Source organism: Flavobacterium sp. FG19 (genome assembly GCF_057809475.1).
The window spans coordinates 181,332-196,289 of the sequence record NZ_JBMDKA010000005.1 but is presented as its reverse complement, the minus strand read 5'-3'; the positions used below and the strand labels follow the sequence as shown (position 1 = coordinate 196,289).

The following is a 14,958-nucleotide window of genomic DNA, read 5'->3' as shown; positions in this document are numbered from 1 at the left end:
GTTTTAGACTAAATTTTCTGCAGAATAAGTATAGCTTTCATAACTTTTACCAGCCAGTTTGTAGAAGTTAAGCAGATTATGATAGTCTGTATTGGCAACAGTAACCGCTTCTGTTTGCTGGGAGCTGCTGTCTTTTTTAGGTTCTATAATTAAAGTTCCGTTTGTTGTTAAGCTTTCGGGTATGAATACTCTGAAATTAGCATAAGCAATCGTGGTGTAATCTTGACGATGAGCAAGGTAAACAGGTTTGTTATTTCTGTTTTTGTACTCTTCATGGCTGAAAATTTTTAACAATGGCAGTCTCAAAATGCCTTTTACAACAGTGCCGTCAGGTAAAGTTTTATCCGGTTCGTAATATTCCTTATGCAGATACAGATACTGTAATGAAGGTTTTACCGATTCGTCGATATAAATTAATGCTTCCTGTCTTTTTTGCTCCGTACTTAAATTAGGATTGTATTTTTTAACTGGATTAAACGCATCGTTAAGTACTTTTTCCAGATAAATAACCTGTCCGGTATGCTGCATTTGATAGAGAATATCTTCATACAGATTGTGAAGGGGTGTAAGCAGAATGTTCAGCCAGTTAACATGTGTTTTTTTTCTGAGAATAGGAGGAACGAGCCACAGCAGCAGCGTTTCCCACTTTAAAATGGTGAATTTATTCATTGTAAATGTATTTGACTATTGTTGGTCTCGATAGAATGTGTAAGGGATATAGTTGACCTGAATGGTTAAGCTGTCCAAATCAAAATAGCCGGCTTGCGGAATGAAATATTCGATATTGCTGGTATCAATTAATTCAGGATCTTCACTATCATTGAGATTTTTAGCTGTAGAAGTCTGAACTTTACTCAATATTGGAATTTTAATTCCCTGGGCTTTTTGTATGGCATCAATTAAGTAAGTTTTTACGAAAGCACCATTAAATTCAATATTTTTTAAATGCTCTTTAACAGCATCGAGAACAGGGAAAATGTTTTTTTCTAATATAAGAGAGCCGTTTGTTGTATCTGGTTCGTAGTTTTCACCATAACCAGCCAGTTTAACAGATTCTTCCTGGGTTAATTCCCTGTTTAAACTTTTTAACTGATAATATTCAATATCCTTAGGATTGATGTAAATACTTAACGGATCAATGTATACATTCAGGTTTAATTTCAGGATATCCCCGTCATCAGAAGTGATGTAAACCTGATTTCCTGCGTCCTTAATTTTGGCAATGTATTCTTTAAAGGCAAAAAGTTCATTTGGAACATCAATTCTTGAAATTTTATCTCCAATTACAGTAGCCACTTTTATAAAGACAACACCGACTTTATTATGAAAATAGTCAGAAAAAATTTCTTCAATTTTTCTTTCAGGCTTAAGCACTGTTTCCAGGTCAATTTCACTTACAGCACAGTGTTTTATTATTTTTGAATTTTCGATTTCATCCTCTGTAAGATCGGTAGTATCAAACTGATACGAACCATCTTTCCAGATCAGCGACATACTGTTGCTTGATTCCGGTGTAAGAGGTACTCCGTAATGAAAATTTAATGCCTGGTCCCGATACCAGTTTAACGTATGGGGCCTGGATATCAGGGCATTTTTTTCGACTATTTTTTCGTGGACCCAGATAGCGGTAGCCACAATATTTACCCAAAGTCTCCAGATACTGGTCTTGGATTCTGTAAGCCCTTTTAAGGAGGCCTGCTTTTCTTTTTCATCCAGAATTTCATTCTGTATTTCAGCAATTGTTCGTGCCATATAATAGTTTTTAGATATAGTTTAGCCTGTAAGACATAGGTACTATGCTTATAGACAGCGTTTAAAATGTTTGTGTGGATACTGCCAGAAGCAGTTTTGTGTTTAGGGATTTCTAAAAGAAGAAATTTTGTGTTTTAAAGGAACTGCTGTTTATTAATAGATAATAAAATCATCTTCAATAATCATATAGTCGATACCGGAGAAATTGTCCAGTAAATATTGCTCTTCTTCACTAATAGAAGTGGCCGGTTTTAGATTTCTGGAATTGTAATATTCTACAATGTCTTTTTTAAAGGCTTCTCTGCCTACTTTTAATTCTTCGTAAACAGAAAGATCTTCTGTAAGGTCAAATCTGTCATTGTCTTCTAAAAGATCAAATACTTTTTCTATACTGCCGTATTCTTGCAGAGAGATGTCAAAAATGTTTTGGTTTTGCTGAGGTTTAATAGTTTCCATCGATTTTAATGTTTTGCAAATCGTTGACATCAAGTGTTTTTAAATGAAACTTGTCATACGATAATTGTTTGTCTATTTCGTTTTCTAATCTCAGCCTGGAGGTAGCATCCGGACTGTTTATGTATTTTTCGATTCCTACACCAAGAATGGGAAACTCTTTATAGCTTCCTTTTTGTGTTAGAAGTAAATGTTCTAAGTTTTGCTGGTCTGCTTCTTTAAGGGCAAAATCGCCATTGTTAATTAACAGGTCTTCTTCGATTATAAAATCCTTCATATTTTGGGTTTATTGTTATTACAAAAAGGGTGAATAATACTGTAAAAATACGCCATGTTTATGCTTTGATCAAGGTTTTAGGGCTTTGTAATCAGTAGTTTCAGTAAGTTCTGAGTGACGTTTTTTTTTGGAGTTTTTCGACTCTCAAAAATTTATTTAATAAGAGGTAAAATCATCTCAGAAATGATTTTGAAAATCATTTGAATAATATTGTTTTTAATAGTATTCAGTCTGATTTTGGATATTCCGGCTGTCTGTAAAGCCTGCAGTACAGTTAAGTCCAGCTGACTTTTTAAAAGCCATTCAAATTCTTCTTTTGTTACATTGCCGGATGAGTACAAAATAATCCAGCGCTCCAGTTTTTCGTTAGAGACTTCCAAAAAAAAGTGAAGATCTTTTTCCAGCTGCGACTGAATGTCTTTATAGTTTTTAGCTATAATTACTTTTAATTCCGTTTTTAAAGTTTCTATTAATTTTTCTTTATCCATTTTTAAATGTTGAGGTTAATTAAATTTAAAAGTCCGTCTTTTGATTCTTTGTCTTTTTTTAATTCATACTGAATGATTAAATCAAAGGCTTCCAGGATTTGCTTTTGTGACTCCTCTATAAAAGGGCCTGATACTGTTTCTTTTGTTTGCCACTGTTGGAAAAAACCGGCCAGAAGATTTTTCTCTCTGTCATTGAGTATTTGCCACATTTTAAAAGTGATCTCATTATCTGGTTTGTTTTTTTCGTATTCAATGAGTTTTTCAATGTCAAGAAAAAGGCTTTCTATTTCTTTTTTATTTACGGAATAAGGAGTACTGGCCTTGCTCATTAAGTTGGCGGTTTCGACTTTCAGCTCTATCATTTTTTCATACGAATACTGATCAAATAATGCTGTTCGTACAGAGTTGCAGGAAACAATTGAAATAGATAGAATTAGTAGAAATGTAAAGTGCCTGATTTTAAAATGTTTCATTTGTTATTTATATAAGATTACATAGTTTTTTTTATCTCTTTTGAGCTTGCTGAGGACTTTCCAGTCATCGTATCCCTTTTTGTCAAAGTGTGGAAGATCTTTGAAAGTTTTCCAGTCTCCGCCCCAGTTCCAGCCGTGTTTTTTGAAGATTTCTACGCATTCCTGCCAGTCCGAAACCTGGTCATCATCCCAGTCTTTTGCTGTGTCCCAGGAAGCCGTTTTACCATCAATAATAAGGCAGATGTCTACTGCAAACCCATAATTATGAATAGACTGCCCGCCTTTGGCATTGGTTACTTTCTTTCCCGGCTTGGTTCTGCCAAAAGCATAAAGATCTTCTTGTTCCTGAAAAGTTCTGAGGCCTTGCGTAATGCGTACTTTTGCTCGTCCGGTGAGAGCAAGATCACATTCTTCGATAATTTGAGTAACTTCTTCCCTGACCGAAGGATGAAGCAGATCGATGTGTTTTTTTGTCGTTTGATCCATATTTATATTTATTAATGATTTCAGGTATAAAGAATAAAAATCCCATTCTGATTGTTTGAAAAACAATCACGATACTAACCAGTAGATAAAATTTTGTGTTTCAGAATCTATTTTAAGTGAAACAAGAAGAAATAAATGCCGAGAAAGTTCTCTTTTTATATCCGTATTCAGGAAAAATGAAGGGTTTTAATCATGCTGTAAAAATACGCCGAAATGCGTTGTTTTTAAAATAATACGACTTTGTAAATCAGTAGTTTCAGTTGAAGTTTCTGCTTTTTTACAGTTTAGTTTTTGAGGTCTGTGATCAGAAAATAAATAAAAAAATACCCGTTTTTCTGGTTTTAGAAAACGGGTGTAAAATGTTTTTTTTCTAATGTTAAAAAGTAGAAATAAATGTATTCAGTTGTAATATACCTGGTTTAAAAACGGTTTTATCTTTAATTACAATTAGAACAGATGTAAAACGATACAGAATAATAACTCCATTTTATGAAGAACACTTTGAAGGGAAGAAATTATTAGAATATTTTTTTACAGGTTGCCGGTTGTGCTGTTTTTAAAACTCGATGCAGTTGATTTATAGATAATAGTAGTACCAAAATCTCCTTTGAAAACCCCTGCTGATTCAAATATCGATTCTTTCAGAGTATGAGAATTAGACCAGTTTTTGAAAGCATTTTTTTTGTGGCTTTCATGTATGAACAACCACTTTTTCCAATTTTTATTAGTAAGGATATCTGCTCCCTGCCAGCCAATTCCTCCATCTGAATAATCTGTGCCAATATATCCATTGTTAAAATATCGAATTGCTTTTATAGTATATTCAATAGCCGTTTTCATTTTCGAATCACTGTTTCTTCCTGTCCCGTTTTTATCATAATTAACCGTTTCATTTAGTTTAATATTTAAAAACTTCCTAAATGCCGGATTTCCTTGTGCTCCGTAATGAAATGTATGAGCATAGGTTTTATCATCCCATTTGTTTCTCATTTTGATCAAGGTATCATTTAGAAACCAGCTGTTTTTGTATTTTTTTACTTTAGAAGTGACTAACTGTTTATGATGGTTTATAATGATAAATGGGATTCTTTTTATTACTTCTGTTGAAAATCCGGATTCAGAATAAGCCAGACCTGCTATTCGAAGTAATACTTCATTTTGTATCTGTAATGATTCAATATCGTTATAAGTCATTACATCTTTTCCGTTTTTACCTTTTTGGACAGACTTACTTTTACACAGATACACATCCTGAACATTTCCTATGTTTTCCGGTTCGTTTACTTTTCCTTCAAAAGTTCCGTTTTCATTATAAAAATGACCATTAATAAATACAATATTGTCGATTGGTTTAACTTTAGCAGCTGTAATAGTTTTTTTGGGAGCAGGCTTGGAAATTTTGTGTTTATTTTGAATACTGAGTTCAGCAGCATTTTTTTCATCCTCAATCTGCTGACGCCAAATCGAAAGCATAAACTGCCTGAAACGGGCCATTTCGGAATCGCTGGTATCTCGCAGTATTATTTTATGGTTTTTAATATTCATGGAAACAGGAATTTAATTAGGAAACAGTATTCTGATTACAAAACTTCTATTTTGACAGGTTTGGGCTGGATATGATCTGAAAACGCGGTAGTGATGTTAAGACGCAGGTCGTCTTCCTGCTCGATTCTGGCATCGCCGCCCAGATAACAGTTTTTAAAAAGGACTTCAAGAGCTTTAAATTCGTCCATTTTGGAAGCCTGTAATACAGCGGCGCGAATACTCATGTCCGGTTTTTTAAAATAAGCAAAAAGAGCAGTATCGTCATCATCTTTAATGGTAAGCTTGACTACTTTTTTATGTTTGTATTTCCATTGGTTCAATTGAGCTTGTGTAATATTTCCGTCAAGAACATCTGCCGTATTAGATTGAATTATTTCCATTTTAAAAAGGATAATGGGATTAGGTAAACTGTTTTCTTTATAGTGCTAAGAATAAGGCTGTCCGGAGTTTTCAGGCCGAAAATATCCGGACAGCCCGGAAAGTAGATAACCTGCTAAAACGGGCAGACTAAGAGCTATTTAGAATGATTTGCATGCAGAAATCATGCTGCATTGAACTTCTTTTCTGCGTAACGCTTTGTGTCCTCGTTTTCTCTTTGTGCCGGTTTTAGCCAGGTTTAGGGTTAGAAATGTTTTGTAGGGATTAATTCCACTCAATATGCGAGCAGATCAGGTCAAAAGAAACCGCAATTTTAGTATCTCCCTGGCTGATTCCTCTGCTGTTTGAGTTGAATTCACAGTTTCTGACAGTATGTGTAATTACTTCGTTGCTGTCGTCTAAGTAACTTACGATGATGCTGAAAGGATTAATATCCTGTAATCTTTGTCCTTTTGGTAAAGCGGCCAGGATGGCTTCTACTTCATAATTGTATAAAGTGAGAGAAGCTTTGGCTTCGTATTTTCCTCTTCCTCTGTGCACCGGCATGTCTCCGGCTCCATAATGGTTTTCTTTAGATACAGAGTCACTGTAGTTTACAGCAGTAATACCGGTAACGATATTTCCTGCAATGCTTACTTCGATTGATGACCAGCTGTGTTGTTGTCCGTTAATTAAGGGTAATTTGTTCATAGGTAGCTTTAGTTTGTTTTAATGATCGTGAATAACGTTCAATAACTATCACTTCGTAGTGATAGAATTGATTAAGTTTGTATAGCTTGTAAAAGCAGGGCTGAAAAATTAGGCTTTATCGATTCCAAATGGATTTTTGAATCCTAAGTCGACAGTAATTTTACGGGCTGTCCCAATTGGAGTGATCTCAGCTTTTACTTTTAATTCTGACGTAGCCAGAATGTTTTGTTTAGGATCAACATACACATCAAAAGAAGATACTTCCTGATTAGCAATCATTCCTTCCAAAGCGCTTCTGCATAAGTCTTCAAAACTTTTAGATACAGACTGTGGTAATTTACCATCAATATCTACTAAAACCGGAGAAGCCAGTTTTGGCAGTAAAGCGGTACGTAATAAACGGGTAGCTTTGTTGATGGTGCGGTTGTTTTCGATATAAGCAAAGTCTGAAGTGCCGGCTGTAGAGGTGTGACTGTCATTAAAATAGATACCCGCTAAACCAGTGTGAGTCTGTGTGAAAATGTATCTTTTGTCATTTAATTGTGTTAAAGTTCCCTGAGTTTTGATTTCCTGCCCGCCTACAAAAGCCGGTTTTGAAAAACCTTCTCCTGCAAGATTGAATTTTTCGATCCAGGCAATGTTTTCAGAAACTTTGGCTTTAGATACGGCTCCTAAAACTAGCCCAACTGCGGCACTATTTGGATAAACAGTTGTTTTTTCGGCATCCATTGCCACTACAACCGATACGTTTTCTGATGCCAGGCCAACTAAAGAAGGAGCTGTACTGGCATTAAAGCTTTTCCCCTCCAGAATAATTTCAAAAGGCATATAATCGGCATAAGCAAGATCGGCCTGAGATTGGGCTGTTTGTACCGCCTCCTGAGTCTGCGAAAATGTGGTTGATCCGGAATAAATGATGGCCATTTGACGAATGTTTCCATCTGCTTTTTCCTGCATATCCATTGCTTTTGTTACTGTTGCTTCATAAGAATCTGCCTCGACAGCCATGATGTAAAGATCACCGGAAGGATTCATTCTGAAGTACTGCTGAATTTGATAATAAGCGGATTGTCCGTCTCGATCATAGTCTTTTGTGATTTCCAGAGCTTCAGCATCTTCCAGTGAAGCCAGTCTTTCTAATTTGTCGATTTCAAGCTTGTCAGTTCCTGCTCCGTTAAAAAGTAATCCTGAAACCATGTCCTGCTCCGGATTTCTTCTTCCTAATCCGCCAGATAGTTTGTTGATCACTACATTGTTTAATGTACTCATAATATAATTGTTTTTAATTGTTTATAATTTTGTTTTTTGCTTGGGATAGGGCAAAAAGAGGTCTGTAACAGATTTAAAAATCTGTTATTTTTGATGGTTTATTTTTTAAAAGTGCGGGTAATTCAGGGATTCAAAAGAGAATGTTTTGAGATCACCTTAAAAACGGCTTTTTTTATTGTGATTTGATCTTAGATAACCAATAGTCTGGCTTTGTATTTTGTGAGTACAAATTTAAGTCTCATGATTGATTTTTTCAATTTTTTTGACGTTCAAAACCAGTAGTTTCAGTGTTTCAGGCTTTGGCTTCTGTAGCAAGTCCTTCGTTTATGATGGTGTAAATAGTACGCTCTGTAAGGAACAGAGTGTCAGAAAGTTCGGCTACAACTACTTTCATCTGTTTTGCCTGATTGGTGTTAAGATAATTGATAACATAATCTCTTCTTTTTTCTAATAATGTTCTGCTTCTTCTCATATGTTTGTAAGGATTAAAAGTATTGGGGAATTTTTGTGGACTTATTAAGAGATAATTTTTTAAATCGTATCTAAATCAATGCTTCCTTCAAGTTGATTTGGGTTTATTTCTATTATATCAGATGTTAGATTATATCCCAGTTCTTCCAGTTGTTTATTGCTTAAACCATTATTAAAGAGAATGTACTTCTTTTTTAAGGTGTTCTCAATTAAGGTGGTTTTGTAGGTAATCTCCCAGATAAAGTAATCGTTTTTGTTCCAGTATACTTCTTCGTTACTATACTGTCTTTCTTTTACTTTAAAGGTTGAATTAGTGTCAATAAGTGCATTGCTGCTGTTTCCGGATAGTATTACTTTGTCTATACGTTGTGCGATTTCGAAAACGTCCTCATAGCTGGTTGAAGAAACGGTGTCAATTGGAAGGGCAATGTACAGGCAGAATGATACATCGGCTTTATAGTTTTTTTCGGAAGAAGTTGTCCAGGTAATAGTGTCATATTTGAACATTACTGTTGGTTCTTCTAAAGTGGTTTTAAAAACAGCATCACTAAAAAGCTGTACTTTTAATGCAGACGAACTGAACTCAGCTGTAACGGCATTTTTCTTTTCATTATAAAAGTCTCTTAGGATCATATGTTGGATTATTTTTAAGCAAATTTAAAACATATGTTTTGATTTTGCAAACATATTTGGGATAAAAACGCAGTTGTTTCAGTAATATGTTTTAATTGATTGATTGTGAATGTATACGAAATTTCATAATTTATTATAATTAAAGACCTTGATAATCAAGTATTTTTGAAATATTTTAGAATAAATATTGTTATTTATCATATATTATGTAGATTTGCAACATATACTTGAAGTTTTGCTTTAAGTAAAACATATTACATAATAAATAAGAGTTGCAAGATGGAAATACACGATAAGATAAAACGTATAATAGATGAATTGAAATTAAATAATAATTCATTCGCAAAATTAATAGGTGTTACGAGTACTACTATCGATAGTATTACTATTGGAAGATTACAAACAGAGGGTGACAGAAAAAGAACCAAGCCTGGGTTTGATCTTCTTCAGAGTATTATTACACATTGCAGTGTTAACCCAGAATATTTTTTTGGTGACAGCGAAGAAATTTTTGTCAATAAATCCAGTAATGCAGTGAGTCTGCATGTGCCTAAAATTATCACGGTCAATGAAGAAGGAGAGGAAAATATTAATTTCGTTGGTGTAAAAGCCCGTGCCGGTTATCTGGATGGTTACGCTGATCCGGAATATATGGAAAACCTGCCTTCGTTTAGTATGCCGATGTTAAAAAATGGAACCTACCGCTGTTTTGAAATTAAAGGAAACTCAATGTCTACTACGATACACGACGGGGATTATCTTTTTGGAAAATATGTAGACAATTTTGACGATATTTTAGACGGAAGAATTTATGTTATTGTCAGCAAAAATGATGGAGTAGTAGTAAAAAGGGTTTTAAACAGAATCAGGGAAAGCGGAAAATTAATCCTGAAATCAGATAACAGAGACGGAAATTACCCAATGTATTCTATTTATGCCGAAGATATACTTGAGGTTTGGTACGCAAGCATGTATGCTTCCAGACAAATGCCGGACCCTATTAATATTTATGAAAAGATTCACGATCTAGAAAGTAAATATTATGAACTGGAAGAGACTTTAAAAAAGAAACTCAATTAAGAAGTTAAAATTGATTTTGAATAAAAGATGTATATAAAACAAAAAGAGAAAATCTTCAATTATAAGATTTTCTCTTTTTGTTTTTAAATCGGGAGTTATTTTGATGTTGACGTGTATTTCGTTTTAATTCCAATTGTATTAAAATAATTTTCTAAACGTTTGAACATGCTGTCACTCCAATCTAAGTTTTCAATTTTTCCAAAAGTTTCCTTTGTTTTACATTCAAAGCAGATCTCTAAATATTCAAATATTTTGTTATTGTCATCAAAGAAAAGAATAGCATTTCTGGGGATGTAACAGCCTCTTATGATTTCTGAGCAGCCGGTATTTAATTTGGAACAAGTGTTGTACAGGATGTCGGTTAATTTTTCAATTTGCGGCATTGTCAGTGTTTTTATCTGACCAGCATTTTTTAAAGACAGAGAATCCAGATGTTTTCTGGGCAGTTCAAAAGGAACTTTATATTCCAGGACTGTCATTTTACTCTCGTGATTTTGTTTTAAAGTGTCAGCAGACAGGGTAATAATTTGATCTCCCCTGTCAAAATCCAGGTTGTAAGCAATAATTTTTATTTGGGAAGATTTATTAAACGGATAAGAATTAAGGCGTTGCGAAAGATTAAAATTTAGACTATTTGTCTTCTCAGAACTGTAGTTTTTAGATTGTGATGTTTTGTTATTTTGTGCATTGCTTACAAATACAAGCAATAAGATCAATACGCTAAGTGTTTTTTGTGATTTCATTTACTTGTGCTTTAGACTGATGAATCAGCAGTTTTAATAATTGCGGTTTTAGATTTTAATTCTGCTAAAAATAAGAGAAAAGTTATGACAAAAAAATCTATTTATAGTTCTTATGCTTAGTTTTCGATTATTCAAAGGTTTTGAAAATAGTTTTTGAAAGCGGTCATCGTCAGATTTATTATTTTGATTATAATCTAAAGTCCAATTTGTGGACATAAAACTCAGTTATAGGTGCCAGAAAGTAAATATTATGAACCGGAAGAAACCCTGAAAAAAACTCAGTTTATTTTTTCTAAACGGTTCGCATTAAACTAAAAAAGCCTCTTGATTTAAATAAACAAGAGGCTTTTTCGATTTAAATTTTGAAGCAGATCAGGAAATACTTCCTGTTCCTGTTCCGGTTTGTGCCGAGGCACTGCCTGTTGTAGTTACGGTAGTAGTCACGGTACCTGTTTTTACATATTTTTCGATCGCCGCAGCAAGTTGAGATGCAATATTGTCAATAGATGAACTATTATCCGTTTTTTCTTTTTCCTGATTTAGAAGTGATTTAATGTCTTCTTTTAATCCGATAGTATTTAAAGCCATAAATAGATTATTTTAATAGTTCGGTAAGTTTTGCTTTTATAGAGGTTAACTGGGGTAAATTGATTGGTGGACCTGATGGGCCAACTGGTGTAGTGACGGTAATTTTTCCAATTTCATCAATTAGTTCTTCCAGTTTCGATTTTAAAGATTTTCCACCGACATCAATTTTAAACCTATTGTCCATTTCAAATGTTAAATCGTCTTTTTTGAATGACGTTTTAGAGTCAGAAATTATAGCTTCAAATCCCTCTTTTATGCTTATTCTGGCTTCTTTGTCCTGAAGACTGAAATAGGTATTCCCTTCGTTAATACTAATGTACTGTCCGTTGCTGTTAAAATTGTTTCTGGATATTGTTTTACCATTTTCATCATAAAAAGAAACACTGATGTTTGGCTTTCTTCCGTAAAACTCTAATTGTGCAATGTTTTTATAAGTGGGATTTGTGACTGATGAAGTGCTGCTTTCTTCAGATTCTTTTTCTTTGAATACCATTTTAAACTGATCGACATTGGTATCTATTTCGAGATATTGATCCGCATTGTTTTTGAAGCGGATAAAAGTTCGTTCGATTTCAGAATACTGCGAAATAAACGCCCTGGTTTCAACTCCGTCAATAACAGTAGCCAAAACCCAGCTGTCTATTTTAGGAATCATAATAATTCCCTGTTCCACATCCTGAATAGAGGCTTTTAGGCGTACATTTTTAATAATGGCACCATCGGCACGCATTACATTTACGGTATAGGCATCTTCTGTATTATGAGAGGATGTTTCTTCTTTGTTTATTTCGATGACTTTTGCCGCAAAAGTTTCAATAATTTTGTTTTTGCAGACGACATCTTTTATTAAATCGGTTATATTTCCCATGTTGTTCTTTATTATACTTCTATTCTTCGTCCTATATAAATTTTTTGGCGGTAGCCATTTTCGCCAAAAGTCCGCTCTACTTTTTCGACCTGAAAGGTTCCGTTTTTTTCTTTGTCCTTGGCATTTTCCAGAATAACCTTGTCGGTAGGACGTACAAAAGGTTCTCCAAACGTCAGGAAATACCCTTCAAAACCGCTTGGCTTTGATTCCATAGCACGAAACGCAGCATATTGATACAATTTTGAAGCTGCTTCGGTTGCTGCTTTTTCAAAAGCACCCGGTTCTTTGGGCAGTTCTTCCTGATCGCTGTGAATGATATGCGTTTTTATAAGTTGTCCGTTGGGATCACCTAATTCGATGTAAACCGGAGTATTTGAATTTTTGAAATACTTCTCTATTCTGATACGGGTATTTTTGGCTGACTCTTTGACCACAACTAACCGGTCTTCGATGATATTATAACGAAACCTGAATTTGACTTTTCCGGGAAAAATTCCGGAAACCAATTGAGAGGCTTTGTTTAACTGAGAACTTAGTAAATTGAGTCCCTGATTGATTAGTTTTTTTACCAGTGTTCCGGCTAACGGACTTTTAATAAAATTGCGGTCTATAAAACTTCCTAATTCGGCCGCGGTATGCTGCTGCGGATTATTAGTAATAATAAGAACAGGGCCGTCTTCTTCGATTTTAAAATAGGCGTAAATACCTTTGTTTTTAAGCATTTCAAAAACCTGTGCCAGCGTATGGTTCCTACTGATCATGGTATTCCCCAGATCTTCGTCGAGAGCATTTATTTTGATGGGCAGATTAAGTTCCTTAATTCTCTTTTCAAAGAAGGTTTTTGGGTTAAAATTTTCAATATTGGCAGTTGGATTTACAGCTACAATGTTGAATGTGTCATCCGGGCTCTGTACATTATCGTCTTTTACGGCTTTTATTTTTTTTAAGGAATACATAATGTCCTCGCAGGTAATTACGGCATTTATATCGGTTTGAACTCCGGTGATATACCCTCTAAAAGCCGGCTTGTAATCGCCGTCATATCCTAAGAAAATCTCGATATAGTTTTCCAGTTTAAAAAAATCATGAATCGTTTTTTCTGTACCGCTTGGATCTGTAAACAAGTTTTGGTCAAAACCCTTTGTATCGGTATATACCTTTTGCGGCATCACAATAGTGGCCGTGTCGGTAAGGGATTTATACGAACTGTTTATCTCCACATTTTTTACATACGTAAATTCATAAAATTTTGGAGTAGGAATAAGCCTGACAGTTTCGTATACTTTAATTTTGGCATTGAGTTTAAGCATTGTCTCTGATTATTAGTTCTACAGTTTCGTCTGAGGTGGCACTGGCCGTAAATTTCTGGATGTTTTTAGTTCCCGAAATAGACGGGATAGAGTAGGAGTCGATTACGATTTCATAAATACCAAACCGGTTCAAAATGGCATGGGTCACTCTTAAGGCATAAGGAGCGTTTAAGAACTGTTTCAGCAGGAACAATTTTTCTTTTGGATATTCGTCTCCGGTTTCATTGGCAATAAGTCCTTCAATTGAAATACTAAAATCACCATTGGTAATATGCTCTTTGATGGTAGAATCACGGCCTTCTATTCCTTCTTTTTTGATGATTTTGGAACGGCTCAGATTCACGGTAACAGCATCAACTCTTAAACTGGCAAGGTTGAGGTCGTTTTTTACCAGAGGTTCAAAAACAAGAGGGGCAAAAACCCTCAGGTTAAATTCGCCTCCCGTTTTGTCTATAATAAAATCTTTGGATTCGGATTCGTTATAATTAATACCGGAATAATCGATGTCTTTGGTTTCTAAAATTTCGTTTACATTAAAATTGAATTTCATAAGGATCTGTATTTTTTAATTTGAAAATGTTTTGGAAAAAGCGGTTATAAATGTATTTTCCATTCGGGTCTCATGATGTTTTTGAAGCCAGAGCGCTTCTTCGAGTAACTTGTAAAACTCATCGATAGACAGTTTGTAAGGATCAACCTGAAAAGCGTGTCGAATGATAGCGGCAGATTTTTTGGATTCATCTTTCTGTGGTGTCGGATTGATATTGAATTCACTGTCTTTTTTGATCATTTCGATAATAGCGTTTCCAGCAGAAAGCATAAAATCTTCATTATAGTCTTGTTTATCAAGTACACATTCTTTAAATAAATATAAGATTGCTTCGTAGGGATTATCCTCATATCTTTTTTTGTACTCTAAAAATGCTGTAAAGGATGGTTTTTTGAAATAAGCAGTTGTTTCCTGATCATCTGAAGTGAGTTTTAATACAGAACCGTATTTTTCTTTTAGTTTTTCTATAGCTGTTTCGTCTAACATTGTTTAAGATTTTAAGTTGTTATTGTATTCGAAAGGAGTTTTAACTGCTTTAATGTTAAATAGAGCTGTCGCGGCTTTCTTTTTTTACAGCTTCAGAAATACTTTCTTTTTTTTCAGCGATATACAGCGGACTAATAATGAAATTTTCTATAATAATACTGTTCTCCGGCTGCTGTGCCGATGTTTTTTTTAAATTGCCCATGTCTGGTGTCGAAGGTATTTCACCTAAATCTTTGGATGTAAAATTCATGATAGGTTTACTGTTTAATTATTACTATATTATCGGATAGTTTAAACAATAGAAGCACTGACCTCCGGAAATATTCTGATGGTTATAGTATACGATGTTTAAACTTTTTTGAGGGTTCTGACAGTTGTTGTTAGAGAATGTAAAAGTAGACTATAAGATGCTGAAAAA

The 14,958-nt window shown here is 34.4% G+C and carries 21 protein-coding genes; 1 reads left to right on the top strand and 20 read right to left on the bottom strand.

Annotated features, from left to right (window positions below; all coding sequences use genetic code 11):
• Positions 1 to 3: 3 nt before the first annotated feature.
• From ACODST_RS07565 to ACODST_RS07505, 13 genes are all read right to left on the bottom strand, one after another.
• The gene (locus ACODST_RS07565) at positions 4 to 669 is read right to left on the bottom strand and encodes a hypothetical protein (RefSeq protein WP_488931508.1); all 666 of its coding nucleotides are present in this window, start codon (positions 667 to 669) and stop codon (positions 4 to 6) included.
• 15 nt (positions 670 to 684) lie between these two features.
• Positions 685 to 1,752, bottom strand: coding sequence for a hypothetical protein (locus tag ACODST_RS07560; protein ID WP_488931507.1), 1,068 nt, complete (start codon positions 1,750 to 1,752; stop codon positions 685 to 687).
• 153 nt (positions 1,753 to 1,905) lie between these two features.
• A complete protein-coding gene (locus tag ACODST_RS07555; protein WP_488931506.1) occupies positions 1,906 to 2,208 on the bottom strand; it encodes a hypothetical protein in 303 nt (100 codons plus the stop codon).
• A complete protein-coding gene (locus ACODST_RS07550) occupies positions 2,195 to 2,482 on the bottom strand; it encodes a hypothetical protein (RefSeq protein ID WP_488931505.1) in 288 nt (95 codons plus the stop codon). The genes ACODST_RS07555 and ACODST_RS07550 overlap by 14 nt, the downstream gene beginning before the upstream one ends.
• A gap of 152 nt (positions 2,483 to 2,634) precedes the next feature.
• The gene (locus ACODST_RS07545; protein ID WP_488931504.1) at positions 2,635 to 2,970 is read right to left on the bottom strand and encodes a hypothetical protein; all 336 of its coding nucleotides are present in this window, start codon (positions 2,968 to 2,970) and stop codon (positions 2,635 to 2,637) included.
• Positions 2,971 to 2,972: 2 nt separating this feature from the next.
• On the bottom strand, positions 2,973 to 3,443 hold the full coding sequence (locus ACODST_RS07540; protein WP_488931503.1) for a hypothetical protein: 471 nt from the start codon (positions 3,441 to 3,443) through the stop codon (positions 2,973 to 2,975).
• Between the two features lie 3 nt (positions 3,444 to 3,446).
• Entirely contained in the window at positions 3,447 to 3,929 is a 483-nt protein-coding gene (locus tag ACODST_RS07535; protein WP_488931502.1) for a M15 family metallopeptidase, read from the bottom strand.
• A gap of 531 nt (positions 3,930 to 4,460) precedes the next feature.
• A complete protein-coding gene (locus tag ACODST_RS07530; protein WP_488931501.1) occupies positions 4,461 to 5,474 on the bottom strand; it encodes a hypothetical protein in 1,014 nt (337 codons plus the stop codon).
• A gap of 35 nt (positions 5,475 to 5,509) precedes the next feature.
• Complete coding sequence (locus ACODST_RS07525) at positions 5,510 to 5,854, bottom strand: hypothetical protein (protein ID WP_488931500.1); 345 nt, start codon at positions 5,852 to 5,854, stop codon at positions 5,510 to 5,512.
• Positions 5,855 to 6,116: 262 nt separating this feature from the next.
• On the bottom strand, positions 6,117 to 6,542 hold the full coding sequence (locus ACODST_RS07520) for a hypothetical protein (protein ID WP_248729710.1): 426 nt from the start codon (positions 6,540 to 6,542) through the stop codon (positions 6,117 to 6,119).
• Positions 6,543 to 6,650: 108 nt separating this feature from the next.
• Entirely contained in the window at positions 6,651 to 7,811 is a 1,161-nt protein-coding gene (locus ACODST_RS07515; protein ID WP_488931499.1) for a DUF2586 domain-containing protein, read from the bottom strand.
• A 292-nt stretch (positions 7,812 to 8,103) separates the two neighbouring features.
• Positions 8,104 to 8,283 (bottom strand): hypothetical protein, encoded by a 180-nt coding sequence (locus ACODST_RS07510; RefSeq protein WP_488931498.1) that lies wholly within the window; start codon positions 8,281 to 8,283, stop codon positions 8,104 to 8,106.
• A 59-nt stretch (positions 8,284 to 8,342) separates the two neighbouring features.
• On the bottom strand, positions 8,343 to 8,915 hold the full coding sequence (locus ACODST_RS07505; RefSeq protein WP_488931497.1) for a hypothetical protein: 573 nt from the start codon (positions 8,913 to 8,915) through the stop codon (positions 8,343 to 8,345).
• A 279-nt stretch (positions 8,916 to 9,194) separates the two neighbouring features.
• Here ACODST_RS07505 and ACODST_RS07500 point away from each other — a divergent pair, with 279 nt between their 5' ends.
• A complete protein-coding gene (locus tag ACODST_RS07500; protein WP_488931496.1) occupies positions 9,195 to 9,995 on the top strand; it encodes a S24 family peptidase in 801 nt (266 codons plus the stop codon).
• 95 nt (positions 9,996 to 10,090) lie between these two features.
• On the opposite strand, the gene ACODST_RS07495 is transcribed toward ACODST_RS07500, so the two are convergent.
• The 7 genes from ACODST_RS07495 to ACODST_RS07465 all read right to left on the bottom strand — a co-directional run bounded on the left by ACODST_RS07495 (position 10,091) and on the right by ACODST_RS07465 (position 14,790).
• On the bottom strand, positions 10,091 to 10,738 hold the full coding sequence (locus tag ACODST_RS07495; RefSeq protein WP_488931495.1) for a hypothetical protein: 648 nt from the start codon (positions 10,736 to 10,738) through the stop codon (positions 10,091 to 10,093).
• 372 nt (positions 10,739 to 11,110) lie between these two features.
• Complete coding sequence (locus ACODST_RS07490) at positions 11,111 to 11,326, bottom strand: hypothetical protein (protein ID WP_488931494.1); 216 nt, start codon at positions 11,324 to 11,326, stop codon at positions 11,111 to 11,113.
• A 7-nt stretch (positions 11,327 to 11,333) separates the two neighbouring features.
• A complete protein-coding gene (locus ACODST_RS07485; protein ID WP_488931493.1) occupies positions 11,334 to 12,194 on the bottom strand; it encodes a hypothetical protein in 861 nt (286 codons plus the stop codon).
• Positions 12,195 to 12,205: 11 nt separating this feature from the next.
• Positions 12,206 to 13,504, bottom strand: a complete 1,299-nt coding sequence (locus ACODST_RS07480) for a hypothetical protein (RefSeq protein WP_488931492.1) — start codon at positions 13,502 to 13,504, stop codon at positions 12,206 to 12,208.
• Entirely contained in the window at positions 13,497 to 14,054 is a 558-nt protein-coding gene (locus tag ACODST_RS07475; protein ID WP_488931491.1) for a DUF6046 domain-containing protein, read from the bottom strand. The genes ACODST_RS07480 and ACODST_RS07475 overlap by 8 nt, the downstream gene beginning before the upstream one ends.
• A 15-nt stretch (positions 14,055 to 14,069) precedes the next feature.
• Positions 14,070 to 14,540 (bottom strand): hypothetical protein, encoded by a 471-nt coding sequence (locus ACODST_RS07470; RefSeq protein WP_488931490.1) that lies wholly within the window; start codon positions 14,538 to 14,540, stop codon positions 14,070 to 14,072.
• Between the two features lie 55 nt (positions 14,541 to 14,595).
• Positions 14,596 to 14,790 carry a hypothetical protein gene (locus ACODST_RS07465; protein ID WP_488931489.1) on the bottom strand — a complete coding sequence of 65 codons (195 nt, stop codon included), beginning with the start codon at positions 14,788 to 14,790 and terminating at the stop codon, positions 14,596 to 14,598.
• Positions 14,791 to 14,958: the final 168 nt, after the last annotated feature.